The organism is Providencia sp. PROV122 (genome assembly GCF_028482365.1).
Lineage (GTDB): Bacteria > Pseudomonadota > Gammaproteobacteria > Enterobacterales > Enterobacteriaceae > Providencia > Providencia stuartii.
Map to the genome: position 1 here is coordinate 54,571 of NZ_JAMPQI010000006.1, position 21,499 is coordinate 76,069.

The 21,499-nt window shown below is 42.4% G+C and carries 17 protein-coding genes; 14 read left to right on the forward strand and 3 right to left on the reverse strand.

Features of this window, described 5'->3' with window-relative positions:
* The first annotated feature begins 265 nt into the window (after positions 1-265).
* Entirely contained in the window at positions 266-4,153 is a 3,888-nt protein-coding gene (gene purL, locus PSE69_RS05195; RefSeq protein ID WP_121875312.1) for a phosphoribosylformylglycinamidine synthase, read from the forward strand.
* 54 nt (positions 4,154-4,207) lie between these two features.
* Here purL and PSE69_RS05200 read toward each other — a convergent pair whose 3' ends face one another.
* Complete coding sequence (locus tag PSE69_RS05200) at positions 4,208-5,239, reverse strand: methyltransferase (protein WP_014656329.1); 1,032 nt, start codon at positions 5,237-5,239, stop codon at positions 4,208-4,210.
* 903 nt (positions 5,240-6,142) lie between these two features.
* Between PSE69_RS05200 and PSE69_RS05205 the strand changes: the two genes are divergently transcribed.
* The 5 genes from PSE69_RS05205 (at position 6,143) to glnB (ending at position 11,855) form a co-directional block, all read left to right on the forward strand.
* Positions 6,143-7,582 (forward strand): sensor histidine kinase, encoded by a 1,440-nt coding sequence (locus PSE69_RS05205; RefSeq protein ID WP_014656328.1) that lies wholly within the window; start codon positions 6,143-6,145, stop codon positions 7,580-7,582.
* A 2-nt stretch (positions 7,583-7,584) separates the two neighbouring features.
* Positions 7,585-8,436: a two-component system QseEF-associated lipoprotein QseG gene (gene qseG / locus PSE69_RS05210; RefSeq protein ID WP_004921434.1), complete on the forward strand. Its 852-nt coding sequence runs from the start codon at positions 7,585-7,587 to the stop codon at positions 8,434-8,436.
* On the forward strand, positions 8,423-9,763 hold the full coding sequence (glrR, locus tag PSE69_RS05215) for a two-component system response regulator GlrR (protein WP_004921431.1): 1,341 nt from the start codon (positions 8,423-8,425) through the stop codon (positions 9,761-9,763). The genes qseG and glrR overlap by 14 nt, the downstream gene beginning before the upstream one ends.
* Positions 9,764-9,881: 118 nt before the next feature.
* Entirely contained in the window at positions 9,882-11,504 is a 1,623-nt protein-coding gene (locus tag PSE69_RS05220; protein WP_121875211.1) for an NAD+ synthase, read from the forward strand.
* Positions 11,505-11,516: 12 nt separating this feature from the next.
* A complete protein-coding gene (glnB, locus tag PSE69_RS05225) occupies positions 11,517-11,855 on the forward strand; it encodes a nitrogen regulatory protein P-II (RefSeq protein WP_004921424.1) in 339 nt (112 codons plus the stop codon).
* A gap of 221 nt (positions 11,856-12,076) precedes the next feature.
* On the opposite strand, the gene hmpA is transcribed toward glnB, so the two are convergent.
* Positions 12,077-13,276: an NO-inducible flavohemoprotein gene (hmpA, locus tag PSE69_RS05230; protein WP_004921414.1), complete on the reverse strand. Its 1,200-nt coding sequence runs from the start codon at positions 13,274-13,276 to the stop codon at positions 12,077-12,079.
* A gap of 351 nt (positions 13,277-13,627) precedes the next feature.
* Here hmpA and glyA point away from each other — a divergent pair, with 351 nt between their 5' ends.
* Positions 13,628-14,881, forward strand: coding sequence for a serine hydroxymethyltransferase (gene glyA / locus PSE69_RS05235; RefSeq protein ID WP_004921412.1), 1,254 nt, complete (start codon positions 13,628-13,630; stop codon positions 14,879-14,881).
* 81 nt (positions 14,882-14,962) lie between these two features.
* On the forward strand, positions 14,963-16,114 hold the full coding sequence (locus tag PSE69_RS05240; RefSeq protein ID WP_004921405.1) for a 3-phenylpropionate MFS transporter: 1,152 nt from the start codon (positions 14,963-14,965) through the stop codon (positions 16,112-16,114).
* A 219-nt stretch (positions 16,115-16,333) separates the two neighbouring features.
* Here the strand turns inward: PSE69_RS05240 and suhB are convergent, their stop codons facing one another.
* A complete protein-coding gene (suhB, locus tag PSE69_RS05245) occupies positions 16,334-17,137 on the reverse strand; it encodes an inositol-1-monophosphatase (RefSeq protein WP_004921404.1) in 804 nt (267 codons plus the stop codon).
* A 125-nt stretch (positions 17,138-17,262) separates the two neighbouring features.
* Here suhB and trmJ point away from each other — a divergent pair, with 125 nt between their 5' ends.
* From trmJ to hscB, 6 genes are all read left to right on the forward strand, one after another.
* Positions 17,263-17,994, forward strand: a complete 732-nt coding sequence (gene trmJ, locus PSE69_RS05250; RefSeq protein ID WP_004921401.1) for a tRNA (cytosine(32)/uridine(32)-2'-O)-methyltransferase TrmJ — start codon at positions 17,263-17,265, stop codon at positions 17,992-17,994.
* Between the two features lie 106 nt (positions 17,995-18,100).
* Positions 18,101-18,598 (forward strand): Fe-S cluster assembly transcriptional regulator IscR, encoded by a 498-nt coding sequence (gene iscR, locus PSE69_RS05255; RefSeq protein ID WP_004921396.1) that lies wholly within the window; start codon positions 18,101-18,103, stop codon positions 18,596-18,598.
* Positions 18,599-18,715: 117 nt separating this feature from the next.
* Positions 18,716-19,930, forward strand: coding sequence for an IscS subfamily cysteine desulfurase (locus tag PSE69_RS05260; RefSeq protein ID WP_014656323.1), 1,215 nt, complete (start codon positions 18,716-18,718; stop codon positions 19,928-19,930).
* 24 nt (positions 19,931-19,954) lie between these two features.
* A complete protein-coding gene (gene iscU / locus PSE69_RS05265) occupies positions 19,955-20,341 on the forward strand; it encodes a Fe-S cluster assembly scaffold IscU (protein WP_004921389.1) in 387 nt (128 codons plus the stop codon).
* A gap of 148 nt (positions 20,342-20,489) precedes the next feature.
* Complete coding sequence (gene iscA / locus PSE69_RS05270; RefSeq protein WP_004921385.1) at positions 20,490-20,813, forward strand: iron-sulfur cluster assembly protein IscA; 324 nt, start codon at positions 20,490-20,492, stop codon at positions 20,811-20,813.
* 157 nt (positions 20,814-20,970) lie between these two features.
* Complete coding sequence (gene hscB, locus PSE69_RS05275) at positions 20,971-21,492, forward strand: co-chaperone HscB (RefSeq protein ID WP_272675142.1); 522 nt, start codon at positions 20,971-20,973, stop codon at positions 21,490-21,492.
* Positions 21,493-21,499 lie beyond the last annotated feature (7 nt).

A 21,499-nucleotide genomic window follows, 5' to 3' on the forward strand; every position in this document is an offset into this window, starting at 1 on the left:
CAGAAAATTGTGGGTGTTTGTATGCCGGTGTTGTAATAAAAATTGTTATAAGTAATGGTTATATTTCCAGTGTTTGGACATTTTGCTCAACAATTATGATCCGTGCAACCAATATTGTGCTATTTCGTTCCTAATAATTTTTAACGGTTTGCTTTATTTTTAGTCACGCAAACGGTTTCGTATTGATTCGCATTGCTCTATAATGTGTTCCGGTTCCCCTGCTTTTATGATCAGGGCTGGCGTTTAAATGAGAGAATTTAAGACTATGGAAATTTTGCGTGGTTCACCTGCTCTATCAGCATTTCGTATTGCTCGCCTGTTGGCGTTGTTTGCTGAAAAACAGCTTCCTGTTACGGATATTTATGCTGAATATATGCACTTTGCTGAACTATCAGCGCCTTTAAGTGAAAGCGAGCAAGGCAAACTGCGTAGTTTGCTGAAATACGGTCCTTCTCTCGCGGAGCACGAGCCTTTTGGTAAACTCATATTAGTGACACCACGCCCAGGAACAATTTCTCCTTGGTCATCTAAAGCGACAGATATTGCTCACAATTGTGGTTTATCTCAGGTCGAAAGAATTGAACGTGGTATTGCTTACTATGTGCAAGCCGATTCATTATCACAAGCACAGTGGCTAGACGTTGCAGCGCTACTACATGACCGCATGATGGAGAGTGTTTTTGGCTCTTTTGAGCAAGCTGAGGCACTGTTTGTTCATCATCAACCCGCACCAATGAAAGTTATTGATATCAGTCGTCATGGCCGAACTGCCCTCGAAAAAGCTAACGTAGAAATGGGGTTAGCACTTGCTGATGATGAAATTGATTACCTTCTAAATGCATTCACTGAGTTAAAACGCAACCCAACGGATGTTGAACTGTATATGTTTGCACAGGCAAACTCAGAACACTGCCGCCATAAAATTTTTAATGCAGATTGGATCATTGATGGTGAAAAGCAGCCTAAATCGCTGTTTAAAATGATTAAAAACACCTTTGAAACGACGCCAGACTATGTGTTATCTGCTTATAAAGATAATGCGGCAGTGATGGAAGGATCTTCCGTGGGGCGTTTCTTCCCAGAATCAGATAGCCGTACTTATCGTTATCATCAAGAAGATGCTCATATTTTGATGAAAGTCGAAACACATAACCACCCTACAGCGATCTCTCCATGGCCGGGGGCAGCAACGGGCTCGGGCGGTGAAATTCGTGATGAAGGGGCGACAGGGCGCGGTGCCAAACCGAAAGCAGGTTTAGTTGGTTTCTCAGTATCGAATTTACGTATCCCTGGGTTCGAGCAGCCATGGGAAGAAGATTTCGGCAAACCGGAACGTATCGTTACCGCTCTCGATATTATGCTAGAAGGGCCATTAGGTGGCGCGGCGTTTAATAACGAATTTGGTCGCCCAGCACTATTAGGTTACTTCCGTACCTATGAAGAAAAGGTTAACAGTCATAACGGTGAAGAGCTACGCGGCTATCATAAACCTATTATGTTAGCTGGAGGGATTGGCAATATCAGGGCGGATCACGTGCAAAAAGGTGAGATCCCTGTTGGAGCAAAACTCATCGTCCTTGGTGGGCCATCAATGAATATCGGTCTTGGTGGTGGTGCCGCATCTTCTATGGCTTCTGGTCAATCAGATGCTGATCTGGATTTTGCATCAGTGCAGCGTGATAACCCAGAAATGGAGCGACGTTGCCAAGAGGTTATTGATAATTGTTGGCAGTTGGGTGAGAACAACCCCATTTTATTTATCCATGATGTGGGAGCGGGTGGCTTATCGAATGCCATGCCTGAATTAGTGAGTGATGGGGGCCGTGGTGGTTGCTTTGAACTGCGCAAAATTCTGAATGATGAGCCTGGAATGAGCCCATTAGAAGTATGGTGTAATGAGTCTCAAGAGCGTTACGTCTTAGCCGTTGCTCCAGAACAAATGGCTCTATTTACGGCAATTTGTGAGCGTGAGCGTGCTCCTTTTGCAGTAATTGGTGAAGCAACCGAACAGCGTGAATTAGTTTTAAAAGATGCGCATTTTAATAATCAACCTATTGATATGCCTCTTGATGTGCTGTTAGGTAAAACCCCTAAAATGTTGCGTGATGTGAATACATTAAAGGCACAACCAGGGGCGTTAGATAGAACGTCTATCCATTTAAATGAAGCAGTAAAACGCGTGTTGCATCTTCCAGCCGTCGCGGAAAAAACATTTTTAATTACTATTGGTGACCGTACAGTGACTGGTATGGTTGCGCGTGATCAGATGGTTGGGCCTTGGCAGATCCCTGTCGCGGACTGCGCGGTCACAACAGCGAGTCTTGATAGCTACTATGGCGAGGCTATGTCAATTGGTGAAAGAACCCCTGTTGCATTGTTAGACTTCGCCGCTTCTGCCCGTATGGCGGTAGGGGAAGCATTAACTAATATTGCTAGCGCATATGTGCAAGATCTAAAACGAGTAAAACTTTCAGCTAACTGGATGGCGGCGGCGGGGCATCCCGGGGAAGATGCAGGTCTGTATGAAGCTGTGAAAGCGGTAGGCGAAGAACTGTGTCCTGCTTTAGGGTTGACTATCCCTGTTGGTAAAGATTCGATGTCAATGAAAACACGTTGGCAAGATAATGGTGAAGAGCGTGAAATGACATCACCACTATCACTGATTATTAGCGCATTCGGTCGTGTTGAAGATGTGCGTTTGACGGTGACACCTGAATTAAAAACGGACGTTGACTCTGCCTTAATGTTAATCGATCTTGGTCAAGGGCATAATGCTTTAGGCGGCTCGGCTCTTGCGCAAGTTTACCGTCAGTTAGGTAACAAAGCACCGGATGTGCGCGACCCTAAATTACTATCTGGTTTCTTTGCCGCTATCCAACGCTTATTGTCAGAGCAAAAACTGCTAGCATACCATGACCGCTCTGATGGTGGTCTGTTCGTGACATTAGCTGAGATGGCATTTGCAGGCCATTGCGGTATTAATGTTGATATTAGCGAATTTGATGAAGATATTCTCGCCGCGCTGTTTAATGAAGAGTTGGGCGCCGTTATCCAAATTAAACAGCAAGATAAGCAATATGTTGAAAATTGCTTTGCTGAAGCGGGTTTAGGTGAATGTTTACATTATCTAGGTACGGTCACCCAAGAAGATGCATTAGTGATTAATAGTCGTGATACTGTTGTTTATCAGGAATCTCGCAGTACATTACGTGAGTGGTGGGCTGAGACAACATGGCAGATGCAACGCTTACGTGATAATGAGGTGTGTGCAGATGAAGAGCATAAAGCGAAGTTGGATAGCCAAGACCCTGGTCTAAATACTCAGCTTACTTTCGATATTGCAGAGGATATCGCAGCACCTTATATCCTGTCTGGTGTACGCCCTAAAGTTGCGGTGTTGCGCGAACAAGGTGTTAACTCTCATGTGGAAATGGCAGCTGCTTTTGACCGTGCTGGTTTTGATGCGGTTGATGTCCATATGAGTGATCTGCTCGCGGGGCATCTATCATTGGCAGGCTTCCAAACCTTAGTTGCATGTGGTGGCTTCTCATACGGTGACGTATTAGGTGCTGGGGAAGGTTGGGCAAAATCAATCCTGTTTAATAACCAAGTACGTGATGAATTTGCTGCTTTCTTTGCTCGTCAAGATACATTATCCCTTGGCGTGTGTAATGGTTGTCAAATGATGTCCAATTTATATGAGTTGATCCCAGGAGCAGAACTGTGGCCTCGTTTTGTACGCAATCGCTCAGAACGATTTGAAGCGCGCTTTAGTTTGGTTGAGGTAGCTAAGAGCCCTTCCTTATTGCTTCAAGATATGGTCGGTTCACGCATGCCGATTGCGGTATCTCATGGTGAAGGTTTGGTTGAGGCGCGTAATCCTGCCCATATTCAGCAATTGGAAAATCATTCATTAGTAGCACTGCGCTTTGTGAATAACTATGGGCAGGTCACAGAGCAATACCCTGCTAACCCTAATGGCTCAGTGAATGGTATTACTTCGGTGACATCAATGGATGGCCGCGCAACAATTATGATGCCGCATCCTGAGCGTGTATTCCGTACTGTAAGTCACTCTTGGCACCCAGAAAATTGGGGTGAAGATGGCCCATGGATGCGTATTTTCCGTAATGCGCGTAAGCAATTAGGCTAAGCAGCCTGAATCTGATAGCCCCGTAATACGGGGCTATTTTTTCGTCGTTGCCGATTAGACAGGAACGGTTTCAATGATAGCAATATGGCTTTCTGTTGGAATAATTCGGTTGATTTTTAGACCTGCTTGCGAGAACAATGCGTTAAATTCAGCTTCTGTATGCTCGTTACTATCGTGAATAACACTAAAGCATATAAGCTCTAATTCCTTTCCAAAATGGGGGCGATTATCTTCGGGGATAATCGCGTCCATGACCAGTAATTTTGAGGTTGGTTTCATGGCGCGACGGATGGTTTTAAATATCTCAATAAGCTTATCATCACTCCAATCATGAGTTATGTATTTCAATAGGTAGATATCAGCTTCTGGACACTGTTCAAAAAAAGAGCCGGGTTGTAATGTCCAACGGGTATTATCTTTGAGCCGATGTAGAATATTTTTTTCTAGCACATGTTTCCTATCAAATAGGATACCCTTTAATGACGGATTACGTGCCAATACTTCAAGTAGCAGGTTGCCTAAGCCGCCAGCAATATCGGCAACAATGATATTTTCTGGGAAAGTATAATTTTTTAGGATAAATTCGTTTTCAATTTTTGATAAAGAAGCTTGCCCTTCATCAAAGCCATCTGGTTGATCAGCATTCTTTTCCCAGTAATCAAAGAATGTACTTCCGAATAAATCTTCAAATACGCGCTTACCATAAGCGGATTGTGTGAACTCTGCGCTCGTTAGCCAAAAGGTTTTATCAGTCAACCAGAGAATAGCAGGGCGCAATGAGTAGGGGTGATCAGTGCATAAAAAGGTCGCTTCTGGCGTTAATGCGTAATGAGTGCCATCTAAACAAGTAAAAATTTTACGGGTTGCGAGTACTCGAAGAATTTTTTTCACGACTCTCGCATCTGCCTTTATTTCAGCAGCCAGTTGCTCAACGGTCTTTGCTTCCTGCATTAAATGATCCGCAATATTTAACTGCACCGCGGCGCGTAGTGCTGCTTGAAATACAAAACCAATAGTTTGCTCAAGCACATACAACGCGGCTTGCATATCGTTCTGCTCTATTGTGTTACTTGATTGCATATTCATAAATTTCCTCATCGAATCTTTATTATCAAATCAATAAGTAAAAGTTAAGTATTTTCGCGAGGTATAGATTAGTAAAATGATTTCTTGGAAAATACCCTTAATTTTTATCAATAAAAATTAAGGGTGCCATAGTGTTTATTATTTTCGCTTTAATTTGAATTTCTGTTGGTCTCGCAATAAATATCAATTTTATTAATTATCCTGAGGTTTTTTTATTCAGGTGATGAGGTTTTTTTTCGAGGTGTATAAAATTGGCGACAAACCCCTTATTTGGGTGTCTCCAAATGGAGACATTTAATTTGTTGAAAAATAAAAATAATTTTCTATGCTGTGGTGGGTGTCTTTAAAAGGAGACAGTATAGAGGAAAGAAAGAAAAATTTTAGAGGTGAAAAAGAAGAAATAAGAAACCGGAAAAATAAAAGTGCTTATCTTTCAATTAATTAATAAATATATTGAAAAGTTGGCACGATGTGTGCATAATAATATTCAGTTGCTCATTCAACATTATTATGTCGGTCCACATTAGGGTGGGAACATACCACATAAAGCAAGAATGATGCCAAAGTAAGGTGCCTACCGTCCAACAGCACAGATATTCGCTTTCGAGCCTTATCAAACACAGGGCGACACGTGGAGTGAGGCACCACCTATATGATTATAAAGAGATAATCATATATCACATCAGTAAATCGCTGGCGGAATAAAGTTGAACTCTTTATTCCGCCTTCCTGTATTTATCCCCCCATAATTTTTCTTGTTTATTCTCAATGAGATTGGCACATTGCTTGCTGTAACTAGCGTGACTCTTATGAAATAAGAGGGAAAATCGAACTGTGGTGATCATCAAGTTCACGTAATTCATTCAGTTCTGTTACCATGGAACCTCGTTTAACAGGTGTGAGATGAATGCATTGAGTAAATGGCGTCTATTTCCGCGCTCCTTGCGCCAATTGGTTGTCATGGCATTTTGGTTAGTGCTATTGCCACTATTGGTTCTGGCTTATCAGGCTTACCAAAGCTTGGAGCAATTAAGTAATCAAGCTGCTCAAATCAATAAAACAACACTTTTAGATACCCGGCGAAGTGAAGCGATGGGAGGGCTAGCTTTAGAAATGGAAAGAAGCTATCGTCAATACTGTGTTTTGAAAGATGCTTCATTACATACCCTCTACCTCAAGCAGTTTTCTGATTATCAGCAGATGTTTGAGCGGCAAAAAACGATACTGCCTAAAAATGCAGATACATCGGCACTGACTCGCGCGTTGGAAGAATTAAAAACGGTAGTTTGTGAGAATAGTGAACCGCCTAAAGAAGTCACCGCAGCATTAAGCCAATTCTCAGAGCAGAATAATGCATTAATACAAGAGACCCGCGACGTAATATTTAGTCGAGGGGAGCAATTACAAAAAGCAATTGCCAATAAAGGACAGCTTTTTGGTTGGCAGAGCCTTATCCTCTTTTTATTGAGTGTGCTCTTAGTTGCTTTGTTTACTCGAATGATTATCGGGCCAGTGAAAGGCATCGAACGTATGATCAACCGATTAGGCACAGGCAGAACGCTGACAAATAATTTAAAATTATTTAAAGGGCCTCGAGAGCTACGCTCGTTAGCGCAGCGGATTATCTGGTTAAGTGAACGCTTAGCTTGGTTAGAATCGCAGCGCCATGAGTTTTTGCGGCATATTTCCCATGAGCTGAAAACACCATTAGCAAGTATGCGTGAAGGCACTGAATTACTGGCCGATGAAGTGGCGGGGCCGCTTACCGAGTCACAAAAAGAGGTTGTAGAAATTCTTGATAACAGCAGTAAGCATCTTCAGCAACTTATTGAACAGCTTCTTGATTATAATCGTAAATTAGCAGATAGCCCGCCAGAAGCACAACATGTTGATTTGCAAAAATTGATTGAAGACATTGTTATGGCTCATAATTTACCTGCGAGAGCGAAAAATATTCAAACGGATATTCGTCTACGTATTGACCATTGCCTTGCTGAACCAACGCTACTAGGACGGGTTATTGATAATATCTACTCCAATGCGGTGCACTATGGCAGTGAATCAGGTAATATTTGGATCACAAGCCGCAGAATAGATAATAAGCTTGTTATTGAAGTTGCTAATACTGGCACACCAATTCCTGAGTCAGAACAAAGTATGATTTTTGAACCTTTTTACCAAGGGTCGCTTGTGAGAAAAGGAGCTGTCAAAGGCAGCGGATTGGGGCTAAGTATTGCACATGATTGCATTAAGCAAATGGGGGGTGAACTTTCACTAGTACCCAATAAATTAGCAGATGTCTGCTTTAGAATTGAACTGCCTTTAACTGCAGAGAATGAATAATAATGGCAAATAGGTCTACAGATGTTTTGGTTGCATTACGCTTTGCGGTGTTACCAAAGCGATATATCGGGTTAACGAAAAAAAACTCTACATTCATCCAAAAGCAAAAAGCGGTGCATATAGGCGCGTTATTGTTGTCACTCATTTTAACGGGTTGTACGACTCAAAATGGGCAATCTTCTTTAGATACGTTAGCTCAAGTTGTTGTCCCTGAAGTTAAAGTGACCGATTACCGCTATGCGGCATGTGAGGGCGTTTGGGAAAATTATCAGCCTAATGCGCGAGAAAATGCACTTTTTTGGTTGAGGATGATGGACTGTGCCGATCGTCTCGACCCTGCTACAGCACGCAAGCAGGCATCACAGATACAGATTGAAAATTGGTCGGACGCATTTCAGCACAGTATCTTAATGGGCGCGGCTGAACCCACAATTGCTGAACGACGCAAAATGGTCGACAGTATGAACACTTTTAGCCTTAATTTCCCCACGGCAATTCGCCCGTTATTACAACTTTGGCGTGAACAACAGGTACAAACAATTAATCTTGCTGAAGCCAATTCTCGTTTTAAGCGGCTACAGCAAGATACAGACAATAAACTTGACCGTATGAAAGAAGAAAATGCCAGACTGGTATTTGAACTGAATACAACCTCACGTAAATTAGAAAATTTAACTGACATTGAGAGGCAACTCTCCTCTCGCAAACAAATTACCAATGAAACGGAAAAAGAGGTTGAAGCGGTAGATAAAAAGCAACCAAAAGAAGCGGCTAAAACGGAAAAACCAGTCGCTGAGGATGGTAACTCTTCAACTAATAACCCATCGGAGAATGAGCGCAATGACCAACCGTAAATCAGCAAATCTTCTGCTGGTGGATGATGATCCTAGTCTGCTGAAATTACTGGGTATGCGCTTAAGCAGTGAAGGTTTTAAAGTCACCACCGCGGAAAGTGGGCCAGAAGCGCTAAAATTGCTTCAAAAAGAAAAAATAGAGTTGGTGATTAGTGACTTGCGAATGGATGAAATGGATGGAATGGCTCTGTTCGATGAGATCCAGAAGCAACACCCTAATTTACCCGTGATAATCCTCACCGCCCATGGCTCAATTCCCGACGCCGTTGCAGCAACACAGCGCGGCGTATTTAGTTTCCTAACCAAACCTGTTGATAAAGATGCGCTCTACAAGGCCATTGATGAAGCATTGGCATTATCTTCAACACCAATCAGTGATGAAGAGTGGAGTGAAGGCATTGTTACCCGCAGCCCGTTGATGATCCGACTGTTAGAACAAGCCCATATGGTCGCGCAATCGGATGTGAGCGTATTAATTAATGGGCAGAGTGGTACAGGTAAAGAGGTCTTAGCACAGGCAATCCATAAGGCAAGCCCACGGGCACGCAAACCATTCATCGCGATTAACTGCGGCGCATTACCAGAACAATTACTTGAATCTGAGCTATTTGGCCATGCAAAAGGGGCCTTTACAGGGGCTGTGAGTAGCCGAGAAGGGCTATTCTTTGCCGCAAATGGGGGAACGCTATTTCTTGATGAAATCGGCGATATGCCAATGCCGCTGCAAGTTAAATTATTACGCGTATTACAAGAGCGCAAGGTACGTCCTCTTGGCAGTAATCGTGATTTAGATATTGATGTGCGTATTATCTCTGCAACACACCGTAATTTACCGAAGGCGATGGAAAAAAATGAGTTTCGTGAAGACCTCTATTATCGTCTGAATGTGGTGAATTTGCGCATCCCAGCCCTGAATGAGAGAGCGGAGGATATACCTATTTTAGCTAACCATTTACTACGTGAATCGGCATCTAGGCATAAGCCGTTTGTTCGTAGCTTCTCGACAGAAGCTATGAAGTGTTTGATGTCAGCCAGTTGGCCGGGCAACGTACGTCAATTGGTTAACGTCATTGAGCAATGCGTCGCATTGACTACAACACCTGTGATCAGTGAAGCGCTGGTTAGCCAAGCGTTACAAGGTGAAAATACGGCACTTCCAACGTTTGTTGAGGCACGTAACCAATTTGAGCTTAACTATCTACGTAAACTATTACAGATGACAAAAGGGAATGTGACACAAGCCGCTCGCATGGCAGGCAGAAATCGTACTGAATTTTATAAATTATTGGCACGTCATGATTTAGAGGCTAATGATTTTAAAGAATAATTGGCCTTATCATCTAAATTTATCGTGTTTAAGTCACTCAATTTATCGCTGCCGTGGTAATGGCTAGTGAAGAGTGAATTAAGGTATCAATATCAATGCTCGGGAGAAGAAATACCTTATGAGCCGTAAGCTTAATATTTCACTAGCTCAATTAAATTGGTTAGTTGGCGATATTGAAGGCAACTGTAAACGCATGTTGCAAGTTTTTGAAGAACAAAAGAATATCGTTGACATTGTTGTGTTCTCTGAGCTGTCACTCACGGGGTATCCACCGGAAGATCTTTTATTCCGTGCGGATTTTACCCAACGTTGTTTAGTGCAATTAGAACGCTTACAAAATGCGAGCACGGAAACAGCGATTGTTGTTGGTCACCCGTGGACAGAAGCGGGGAAAATGTATAACGCCCTCTCTTTTTTCTACCAAGGAAAACTCCTCACCCGCTATTTCAAACAAGAGCTGCCAAACTATGGTGTTTTTGATGAGCTTCGCTATTTCTCTGCGGGGGATAAAACCGGTGTGGTTGACTTTAAAGGTTACCGTATAGGCTTATTAATTTGTGAAGATATTTGGTTCGATGGGCCAGTGGATGCCGTTAAGCAAGCCGGTGCCGAACTATTGTTGACGATTAATGCCTCCCCATATGATCGTAACAAGGATCATAGTCGGAGTGATTTATTGGTAAGGCATTGCCAGCGTACACAATTACCTATCATCTATTTGAACCAAGTGGGCGGTCAGGATGAGTTAATTTTTGATGGTGGCTCTAAAGTGCTGGCGAGTGACGGTAAAATCACACATCAGCTGGTTGATTTTGATGAGCAAATCGTTAATTGCCAGTTTAATGAGTTATCCGCGGTACCGATGGAAAAGCTAGCACCAGCACTGTCACCAGTTGCACAGGTTTATCAAGGCTTGGTGATGGCAACTCGCGATTATATCAATAAAAATGGTTTTAATGGCGCTATACTCGGTTTATCCGGTGGGATTGATTCGGGATTAACAGTGGCAATAGCGGTGGATGCGATTGGCAAAGAACGCGTTCAGGCCGTGATGATGCCATTCCGCTATACCTCAGAAATGAGTATCCATGATGCCAAAGAGCAGGCTGAATTGCTTGGCGTTGAGTTTGATATTGTCTCAATCGAACCTATGTTTGATGCTTTTATGTCACAACTTCAACCAATGTTTGAAGGTACTGCTGTTGATACTACCGAAGAGAATTTACAGGCGCGTTGCCGTGCTGTTATTTTAATGGCGATGTCCAATAAGCGCCGTCGTTTAGTTTTAACGACCAGTAATAAAAGTGAATCTGCCGTTGGCTATTCAACCTTATATGGTGATATGGCGGGCGGTTTTGATGTTTTAAAAGATGTACCAAAGACATTGGTTTTTGAGTTAGCGAAATATCGTAATACGATCTCTCCTGCGATACCGCAACGTGTGATCGATAGGCCACCATCGGCGGAGCTGGCACCAGGGCAGCTCGATCAAGATAGCTTGCCGCCATACGATATTTTAGATGCGTTACTTGAAGCTTATGTGGAAAAAGATTATTCCGTGGCACAATTGATTGAGCAAGGCTTCGATGAAGCAACGGTTCATCGCGTTGTGCGTCTTGTCGATATTAACGAATATAAACGCCGTCAAGCGCCAGTTGGACCACGTATTACGGTGCGTAATTTCGGAAAAGATCGTCGTTATCCAATCACGTCAGGTTTTGGCCGTAAAAACTGGTCATAACAGGAATTATTTATGAAAAAAATTGATGCAATTATTAAGCCTTTTAAGCTGGATGATGTCCGAGAAGCGTTAGCGGAAGTGGGGATCACTGGGATGACGGTAACAGAAGTCAAAGGTTTTGGTCGTCAAAAAGGTCATACCGAGCTTTATCGTGGCGCCGAATATATGGTGGACTTCCTGCCTAAAGTCAAAATTGAAATTGTTGTGCCCGATGATATTGTCGAAAGCTGCGTAGAAACTATTATGCAGACGGCACAAACTGGCAAAATTGGTGATGGCAAAATTTTTGTCTACGATGTTGCTCGCGTGATCCGTATTCGTACTGGTGAGCAGGACGAAGAGGCGATTTAATTTCCATGCTTTTTTCGCGGCTCTAGTCACATTTCAAGGGAGCCGCGCCATCGACCCCTACTTACTACGCATTATTTAGGGAATGGTCGTGGGGCAAACATCATGGAATAGCTTAGTCATTATTTAATAAAAAGCGGTAACGGCATAAACACAGGAATGGGATTAAAAGAGTGTTTAGTATGCAAAACCGTTACCGCGAAATTTAAATAGGTTATTTAAAATTAATTTAAAGGTAGAACTTTATGAGGGCCAAAGCACTCATAATGAATATTCTCTGCTGAAACGCCCATCTCAATCAGTTGTTTAGCGATGTATTGCATAAAGCCAACTGGACCACAGAAATAGAACTGCATATTTGGAACGTCTAACCACGCTTTAACCTGCGAAAGATCCATTAAGCCACTAAATTGATAATCAAATCCTTGTTTATCTTCTGCACGTGGCTGATTAAACCAAACAGCGGATTGGCTATGTGGATGGTGAGCAAGGTGTTTATTTACCTCATGATGGAACGCATGAACGGCACCATTTTCGGCGGCATGTAGCCAGTTAACTTGTGCTTCATGGCCTTCCTGAGTTAATGAATTGAGCATGCTCAGCATCGGTGTTAAACCGACACCCGCAGAAATGAGAGTGACAGGGGTTTTATTATCGATATCAATAAAGAAATCACCGCATGGTGGCGCTAAATGAACAATATCACCTTCATTTAAGTTTTGGTGAATATAATTGGAGACAACACCATTATCTTCACGTTTAACGGCAATACGATAACTACGACCATTTGGTGCTGTGGTCAGTGAATATTGGCGAATTTCTTGGTTAGTTAGGCTGTCATCATTGATATAAATAGTGATGTATTGGCCTGGACGATAATCTGCGACAGGCTGACCATCGACAGGGACAAACTCAAAGCTTGTGATCACATCACTTTGCGCCTGTTTAGCCGCAACACGGAACTCACGTAAACCTTCCCAGCCCCCTGTTTTATCTGCATTTTGGCGGTAAATTTCTGCTTCACGATTGATAAAAATATCAGCAAGGACACCATAAGCTTTACCCCAAGCATCTAACACTTCTTGCCCTGGGTTGAGTAACTCATCGATAGCAGCCAATAAATTTTCCCCGACAATAGGGTAGTGTTCAGGTTTGATATTCAAGCTTGCATGTTTTTGTGCGATTTTTTCTACAGCAGAAATCAATGCTTCGGGCGTCTCAATATGTGTTGCATACGCGCAAACCGCATTAAATAAGGCTTCACGTTGTGAGCCGTTACTTTGATGCGTCATGTTAAAAATATCTTTCAGCTCAGGATGTTGTTTGAACATTCTGTCGTAGAAGTGAGCAGTTAGTTTGGGACCCGTTGCAGCAATGGCTGGGATAGTGGATTTAACAATAGCGATAGTTTGGCTGTCTAGCATACAGGCTCTCCTGAAATAATTTCATTCGATGATGAATTTTATAACATGTATTTTAAATGCAATTTATAACTTTTAACACACAAAGTAAATAGGTCTATTATAAAAAGAGTTTAAAAATAGAAACTTTATAAAAGAGTCACCCAATAAATAGGATTTAATCTTTTAGCAATGCGAATATGGCTGATTTTATCTTGGTATGCTTGATAGTCTTTTATGACTGAGAAAATTTATGCAAACGTTTGCGTATATTTTTTCTTTAGGGCTATCACCCTGAAGAAAAAGAGTTTACACTGTGTGCTATTGCGATAGTTTTGTTATCAACTTATTGAATGGCTGAGGCAGGAGAAGCGAATGTTAAAGCGTGAAATGAATATTGCAGATTATGATCCACAACTGTGGGAAGCAATGGAACAAGAAGTCGTCCGTCAAGAAGAACACATTGAGTTAATTGCTTCAGAAAACTATACCAGTCCACGAGTGATGCAAGCTCAGGGATCTCAGCTAACGAATAAATATGCAGAAGGCTACCCAGGCAAACGCTATTACGGTGGTTGTGAGTATGTTGACGTTGTCGAGCAATTAGCTATCGATCGTGCAAAAGCGCTGTTTGGTGCAGATTATGCTAACGTACAACCTCATTCAGGTTCACAGGCTAATGCGGCTGTTTATATGGCGTTGCTGCAACCGGGTGATACCGTATTGGGTATGAACCTTGCTCATGGTGGTCACTTGACCCATGGTTCACCAGTCAACTTCTCTGGCAAACTTTATAACATCGTTCCTTACGGTATCGATGAAAGCGGAAAAATCGACTACGAAGATATCAAAGCACAAGCATTGAAACATAAGCCAAAAATGATCATCGGTGGTTTCTCTGCATATTCTGGTATTGTTGATTGGGCTAAAATGCGTGAAATCGCAGATAGCATCAATGCTTATCTATTCGTTGATATGGCTCACGTTGCGGGTCTAATCGCAGCAGGCGTCTATCCTAACCCAGTTCCACACGCACATATCGTTACTACAACGACCCATAAAACATTAGCTGGCCCTCGTGGTGGTCTGATTTTGGCGAAAGGTGGTGACGAAGAACTGTACAAAAAATTGAACTCAGCCGTCTTCCCTGGCTCTCAAGGTGGCCCGTTAATGCATGTTATTGCAGGTAAAGCGGTCGCATTGAAAGAAGCGATGGAACCTGAATTTAAAGTTTATCAACAACAAGTTGCGAAAAATGCGAAAGCAATGGTAGAAATTTTCCAACAACGCGGTTATAAAGTAGTGTCCGGTGGCACAGAGAACCATCTGTTCTTAGTGGATCTGGTTGATAAAGGTATTACAGGTAAAGATGCTGACGCTGCATTGGGTCGTGCAAACATTACGGTGAATAAAAACAGCGTTCCTAACGACCCGAAAAGTCCATTTGTTACCTCTGGTATCCGCATTGGTACGCCAGCGATCACACGTCGTGGCTTTAATGAAGGCGATGCACGTGAACTGGCTGGTTGGATGTGCGATGTTCTGGATAACCTCAATGATGAAGCGACCATTGAACGTATCAAACAAAACGTATTGAATATTTGCGCAAAATACCCAGTTTACGCATAAAATAAAATTAATTTAGTTTCAAAACCCGCTTCTACACTTTGGTAAAAGCGGGTTTTTTGCATTGAAAAACAAGGAGGAGTGATGGTAATTCCATCAACTCGCTGGCTAGCGATTGATTATTTTACCTATTTTTTCGCTTACAGTATTTTTCTACCATTCTGGCCAATTTGGCTACAAGGTGAAGGTATTGATGCTGAAATGAGCGGGGTGTTATTAGGGATTGGGTTAGCTGCGCGTTTCCTTGGTGCAATGTTTATTACACCGATGGTTAAAGATCAATCCAAACTCATTAACGCATTAAGAATATTGGCAGGATTGTCTCTACTCTTTGCTGTTGCCTTTTCCTTTGGTTCCCATTGGGCATGGCTATTTTTTGTCATGACTGGGTTTAACTTATTTTTTGCGCCATTAGTGCCACTCGGTGACTCGCTGGCAGGAACATGGCAAAAGCAGTTTCCCTTTGATTATGGCAAAATTAGGCTTTGGGGCTCCGTCGCTTTTATTATTGGCTCCATAGCGATGGGATATTTCGCCGATATATTAGGTCATCAATCCATTATGGTGGCTTTAATTATTAGCTGCTTAGCTTTATTACTCACGGCAATGTTAACGCCTGCAATTATGCCTAAAGGCATACCTAAAGTTGCAGGAGAAGATAAACTCTCATTTAGACAACTCATTGCGGATAAAAACGTAGTGACGTTCCTAATTTGTGTCACCTTGTTGCAAGGCGCACATGCTGCATATTATGGCTATGCCTCTTTATTTTGGAAGGAAGCAGGCTATTCTGACATCGTTATAGGTCGCCTCTGGGCACTTGGCGTTGTTGCTGAAGTTGTGGTTTTTATGTTGAGTAACAAACTATTTCGTCGTTGGAGTTCACGAAATCTACTTTTGCTATCTGCCATCAGCGGCATCATTCGTTGGGGGCTAATGGGGGCATTTACCTCACTACCAGTCCTTATTGTTGTTCAGATATTGCACAGTGGAACCTTTACCGTATGCCACCTCGCTGCAATGCGTTTTATCAGTGCTCGAAAAGAAAATGAAATTATTCCATTACAAGGTGTTTATTCAGCATTAGCAACAGGGGGCGGTTTAGCTATCATCACTGTTGTGGTGGGGGCTATCTATGAGCGTGTGCCAGACAATCACGGTTTAGTCTTTTATTTAATGGCACTATTGGCGATCCCTGCTTTGTTTATTAGACCGAAAGTTGTAGCACAATCATAAGGTTAACTTGGGTTTGTTCCTAAATATCAGGGTTAGATATATATCTGAAGTGAATGAACAATCCAAAATCACTAACAAGAAGGCATTTTGGTGGTGTAATCGATAGTAAAAAACGTGACACTAAAATGCTTTCTATCAAATTGAGTTATCTTATGGTGGGTTATATGAGAGGGGAGAATTAAAGGCATTGGGGGAAGCCCCAACACCTTTATTAAATCATTAACGTTTCAGTGACTCGGATAATTCTTCACGCATCACAGATAAAATCTCTTTAACAATGCGTGGGCTACCCGCAACAATATTACCTGAAGCTAAGTAATTATGGTTGCCAACAAAATCCGTCATAATACCGCCAGCTTCACGCATGATCAGTTCACCACCTAAGAAATCCCATGGTTTTAAACCAATTTCATAGTAAGCATCGACACGACCCGCAGCGACGTAACACAAGTCAAGAGCCGCTGAGCCTGTACGGCGGAAGTCTGCACAGCTCTCAAACATTTTGCTCATGATGTTCATGAACACAACGGCGTGCTGTTTTTGCTTAAAGGGGAAACCGGTTGCCACGATCGCGCCATCGAGTTCGCGAGCATCGGCACCACGTAGGCGATAACCATTTAATTGTGCGCCTTGACCACGAACAGCGGTAAATAACTCGTTACGCATAGGATCGTAAACAGCGGCGACTTCTGTACGGCCTTTAATACGAACCGCGATAGAAACAGCAAAGTGAGGGAAACGTTTTGTGAAGTTAGTGGTGCCATCCAGTGGATCGATTACCCATTGAATATCATCTTCTTTACCAAGTAACTCACCACTTTCTTCAGTAATGATAGTGTGGTCAGGATAAGATTTACGGATGACCTCGATAATTAAATGTTCTGCTTCACGGTCAACGTTGGTGACGAAATCGTTAGAGCCTTTTTGAGTGATTTGAACATTGTCAGGCGTTTCATAGCTTTTTGCTATGTGGTTGCCAGCCTTACGCGCAGCACGTATGGCGATATTTAGCATCGGATGCATGGGCTTTTTCCACTGGAATGTTAAAGAACGAAAAACTTTGAGTGGGCGGATTATATAGATGTTCGTCACAATAAGCAATTTTGTGTTAGACTCTTGCGATTATTTTTTAGAAAAACGACTAAACCATGTTAGACAATATCCGCATTATCCTTGTTGAGACCTCACACACTGGCAATATGGGCTCTACTGCTAGAGCCATGAAAACCATGGGTTTATCCAACCTTTATCTCGTTAATCCACAAGTACAGCCTGACTCGCATGCGATTGCGCTTTCTGCAGGAGCCAGCGATGTTATTGGCAATGCCACGATAGTCAATTCATTGGATGAAGCTCTAGAAGGGTGTAAATTAGTCATTGGCACGAGCGCGCGCTCTCGGACACTTTCTTGGCCGATGGTTGCACCGCGTGAATGTGGCGAAAAATCAGTGATGCAAGCGAAAACGGCGCCTGTTGCCATAATTTTTGGCCGTGAGCGTATTGGGCTGACCAATGAAGAGCTGCAAAAATGCCAGTACCATCTTTATATACCTACCAATCCTGAATATGGTTCATTAAACCTTGCGATGGCGGTTCAGTTGGTCAGTTACGAAATTCGCATGGCCTATTTAGCCCTAGAGGAAAAAAACGCAGTGAACTCGGAGGAGGATGAGGTAGAATATCCGCCGGTAGAAGATATTGAGCGTTTTTATGTGCATCTTGAAAGTGTGTTGAATGAATCAGGGTTTATTCGTAAGGCGCATCCGGGTCTAATTATGAATAAATTGAGACGTTTATACACCCGTGCACACATTGAAACTCAGGAGCTACATATTTTACGTGGTATCCTGACTTCAATGGAAAAATGGGCAAAAAAATGAGTTATCACTCCGTGAAAAATACTTGAGTAAATTAGTCAGGTAAATAGTTGACTAAATTAGTCGGGAATGTCACAATTGGGCAATATTTTACCACGGAGTATATGTTATGAGACTCACTTCCAAAGGGCGTTATGCAGTAACGGCGATGTTAGATGTCGCATTACACTCTCAGACAGGGCCTGTACCTTTAGCTGATATTTCTGAGCGTCAGGGAATTTCCCTCTCTTATCTTGAGCAACTTTTCGCTCGTCTACGCAAAAACGAGCTTGTTTCGAGTGTTCGTGGCCCAGGTGGTGGTTATTTGCTAGGCCGCGATGCTGATCAAATTTTTGTTGCTCAAGTAATTGCCGCGGTTGATGAATCTGTTGATGCGACACGTTGTCAAGGTAACAAAGAAGGTTGTCAAAATGGTGACCGTTGTCTAACGCATGCGCTGTGGCGTGATTTGAGCGATAGGATCACAAGCTTCCTAAGCAGCATTAGCCTTGATGAATTAGTTAAAAATCAAGAAGTCATAGATGTCGCCGATAGACAAGATAACGAAAAACGTCGGGCAACATTAGGTGGTCTTTCACCTGAAACGATTATTAATGTCCGTGCTTAATTATATAATATTTTAATAAATTGCAGTTGATACACAAAGTGATGGGGTTCGAATGAATGATCATCATAGGTATCGTTAGAAAATGAAGACAATTTTGTCTTTTGGAGTAAGTGAGCAATGAAATTACCGATTTATCTTGATTATTCAGCAACAACACCCGTTGACCCACGTGTTGCTGAAAAAATGATGCAATGTCTAACAATGGACGGCATTTTTGGTAACCCCGCTTCGCGCTCTCACCGTTTTGGGTGGCAAGCAGAAGAGGCCGTTGATATTGCACGTAATCAAATCGCAGAATTGGTGAATGCCGATCCACGCGAAATTGTCTTTACTTCAGGTGCAACAGAATCTGATAACTTAGCTATCAAAGGTGCCGCTAATTTCTATCAAAAGAAAGGCAAGCACATTGTCACTTGTAAAACAGAGCACAAAGCAGTTTTAGACACCTGCCGCCAGCTTGAGCGTGAAGGGTTTGAAGTGACTTACCTTGCACCACAAAGCAATGGTTTGATTGACCTGAAAGATTTAGAAGCTGCTTTACGCGACGATACTATCCTTGTTTCTATTATGCATGTGAATAATGAAATTGGTGTCGTTCAAGATATCGCAGCCATCGGTGAAATGTGCCGTAGCCGCAACATTATTTTCCATGTCGACGCCACTCAAAGTGTTGGTAAACTCCCTATCGACCTGTCCACTCTGAAAGTGGATTTGATGTCATTCTCTGCACATAAACTGTATGGCCCTATGGGTATCGGTGCTTTGTATGTGCGTCGTAAACCACGTGTTCGCCTTGAAGCTCAACAACACGGTGGTGGTCATGAGCGTGGTATGCGTTCTGGTACATTACCTGTCCATCAAATCGTTGGGATGGGTGAGGCTTACCGTATCGCAAAAGAAGAAATGGCTGAGGAGTCAGCACGCTTACGTAAACTGCGCATGCGTCTTTGGAATGGCATTAAAGATATTGAAGAAGTTTACCTCAATGGTGATTTAGAGAACGGTGCTCCACACATTCTGAATGTCAGCTTCAACTATGTTGAAGGTGAATCGCTGATGATGTCTCTTAAAGATTTAGCGGTATCATCTGGCTCTGCATGTACTTCTGCAAGCCTAGAACCTTCTTATGTTCTACGTGCCCTTGGAATGAATGATGAACTTGCTCACAGTTCTATTCGTTTTTCTTTAGGTCGCTTTACAACAGAAGAAGAAATTGACTATGCAATCAAACAGATTCATGGCGCAATTGGCCACTTACGTGAACTGTCTCCTTTATGGGAAATGTTCAAAGACGGCGTAGATCTTAACAGCATCGAATGGTCTCACCATTAATCAGACAGTTTCAGGAGTTTAAAAATGGCATATAGTGAAAAAGTCATCGATCATTATGAAAATCCACGTAATGTGGGTTCATTCGACAATAACGACCCAAGCGTAGGTAGCGGGATGGTTGGCGCGCCAGCTTGTGGTGATGTGATGAAACTGCAAATCAAAGTAAATGATAATGGAATCATTGAAGATGCGCGTTTCAAGACTTACGGCTGTGGCTCAGCAATTGCTTCAAGTTCACTTGTCACTGAGTGGATGAAAGGTAAAAGCTTAGATGAAGCCGAAGCGATTAAAAATACAGCTATCGCTGAAGAGCTAGAATTACCACCAGTGAAAATTCACTGTTCGATTCTTGCTGAAGATGCAATTAAAGCAGCCATTGCGGATTATAAAAGCAAACGCCAAGGCAAATAAGGCTTTAATTCCGGCTAATGGGCACATGGACATAAATAACTAAAATCCGTGTGATGAAAACATCGGTCGGTATAATTGATTAATTTTTAAGGCGGATGCTACCAATTAGTGAGTATCTGCCTTGTTTGTTTCTATAGTGAGGTTCGCAATGTCTATTTCTCTAACAGAAAGTGCTGCGCAACGTATTCAAGCTTTCCTCGCAAGCCGTGGTAAAGGTGAAGGTTTACGCCTTGGTGTCAGAACATCAGGTTGCTCAGGCATGGCCTATATTCTCGAATTTGCAGATATTATCAATGAAGAAGATACCGTTTTTGAAGATAAAGGTGTCAAAGTGATCGTTGATGGTAAAAGCATTGTCTACTTAGACGGTACTGAGCTAGATTTTGTCAAAGAAGGCTTAAATGAAGGTTTTAAATTCAATAACCCCAATGTCAGCAGTGAGTGCGGTTGTGGTGAAAGCTTTCACGTATAATGTCTTTTTATAGGCAATATTTTTAACTAATGCATTTCGTGGCTCCTGACACCTATCGAAAGCGAATATTCGCGCTGATTATTTAACATTGTGAGTGAGTTTTGATAGCTAACTAGACGAAGTGCATGAGTGCGTCAGTTCGAGAAACTAAGTACTTATGGATTATTTTACTCTTTTTGGGTTAACGCCCAACTATGCGATCGATAATGAACAATTAACGCAACGTTTTCAATCGCTACAGCGCCAATACCATCCAGATCGCTTTGCTGCCTGTACGGAACAGGAAAAAATGCAAGCGCTTCAACAAGCGGCAACGATCAATGCGGCTTACCAAGCTCTTCGTCATCCACTAAAACGTGCCGAATATATGTTATTACTACAAGGGATTGATATTAATAACGAACAACATACTATGCACGACACTGCATTCTTAATGGAGCAATTAGAGCTACGAGAAGAGCTCGATAATATTGAGCACCATAATAATACGACTGATTTGCTTACAGCGTTCATGACGAAAGTAAAACAAATGCAAAAAACACGTTCCGCATTGATGGTTGAGCAACTCGATAGTGCACAGTGGGAATTGGCGGCAGATACGGTACGTAAATTGCGTTTTCTCGATAAATTACAGCAACAAGCTGAACAACTCGAAGAACGTTTACTGGATGATTTTTAAGAGAAAC

What these genes read in the sequence shown, in the direction of transcription:
- purL (WP_121875312.1), top strand. Translation starts at nt 266, where the DNA reads ATGGAAATTTTGCGTGGTTCACCTGCTCTATCAGCATTTCGTATTGCT.
- PSE69_RS05200 (WP_014656329.1), bottom strand. Translation starts at nt 5,239, where the DNA reads ATGAATATGCAATCAAGTAACACAATAGAGCAGAACGATATGCAAGCC.
- PSE69_RS05205 (WP_014656328.1), top strand. Translation starts at nt 6,143, where the DNA reads ATGAATGCATTGAGTAAATGGCGTCTATTTCCGCGCTCCTTGCGCCAA.
- qseG (WP_004921434.1), top strand. Translation starts at nt 7,585, where the DNA reads ATGGCAAATAGGTCTACAGATGTTTTGGTTGCATTACGCTTTGCGGTG.
- glrR (WP_004921431.1), top strand. Translation starts at nt 8,423, where the DNA reads ATGACCAACCGTAAATCAGCAAATCTTCTGCTGGTGGATGATGATCCT.
- PSE69_RS05220 (WP_121875211.1), top strand. Translation starts at nt 9,882, where the DNA reads ATGAGCCGTAAGCTTAATATTTCACTAGCTCAATTAAATTGGTTAGTT.
- glnB (WP_004921424.1), top strand. Translation starts at nt 11,517, where the DNA reads ATGAAAAAAATTGATGCAATTATTAAGCCTTTTAAGCTGGATGATGTC.
- hmpA (WP_004921414.1), bottom strand. Translation starts at nt 13,276, where the DNA reads ATGCTAGACAGCCAAACTATCGCTATTGTTAAATCCACTATCCCAGCC.
- glyA (WP_004921412.1), top strand. Translation starts at nt 13,628, where the DNA reads ATGTTAAAGCGTGAAATGAATATTGCAGATTATGATCCACAACTGTGG.
- PSE69_RS05240 (WP_004921405.1), top strand. Translation starts at nt 14,963, where the DNA reads ATGGTAATTCCATCAACTCGCTGGCTAGCGATTGATTATTTTACCTAT.
- suhB (WP_004921404.1), bottom strand. Translation starts at nt 17,137, where the DNA reads ATGCATCCGATGCTAAATATCGCCATACGTGCTGCGCGTAAGGCTGGC.
- trmJ (WP_004921401.1), top strand. Translation starts at nt 17,263, where the DNA reads ATGTTAGACAATATCCGCATTATCCTTGTTGAGACCTCACACACTGGC.
- iscR (WP_004921396.1), top strand. Translation starts at nt 18,101, where the DNA reads ATGAGACTCACTTCCAAAGGGCGTTATGCAGTAACGGCGATGTTAGAT.
- PSE69_RS05260 (WP_014656323.1), top strand. Translation starts at nt 18,716, where the DNA reads ATGAAATTACCGATTTATCTTGATTATTCAGCAACAACACCCGTTGAC.
- iscU (WP_004921389.1), top strand. Translation starts at nt 19,955, where the DNA reads ATGGCATATAGTGAAAAAGTCATCGATCATTATGAAAATCCACGTAAT.
- iscA (WP_004921385.1), top strand. Translation starts at nt 20,490, where the DNA reads ATGTCTATTTCTCTAACAGAAAGTGCTGCGCAACGTATTCAAGCTTTC.
- hscB (WP_272675142.1), top strand. Translation starts at nt 20,971, where the DNA reads ATGGATTATTTTACTCTTTTTGGGTTAACGCCCAACTATGCGATCGAT.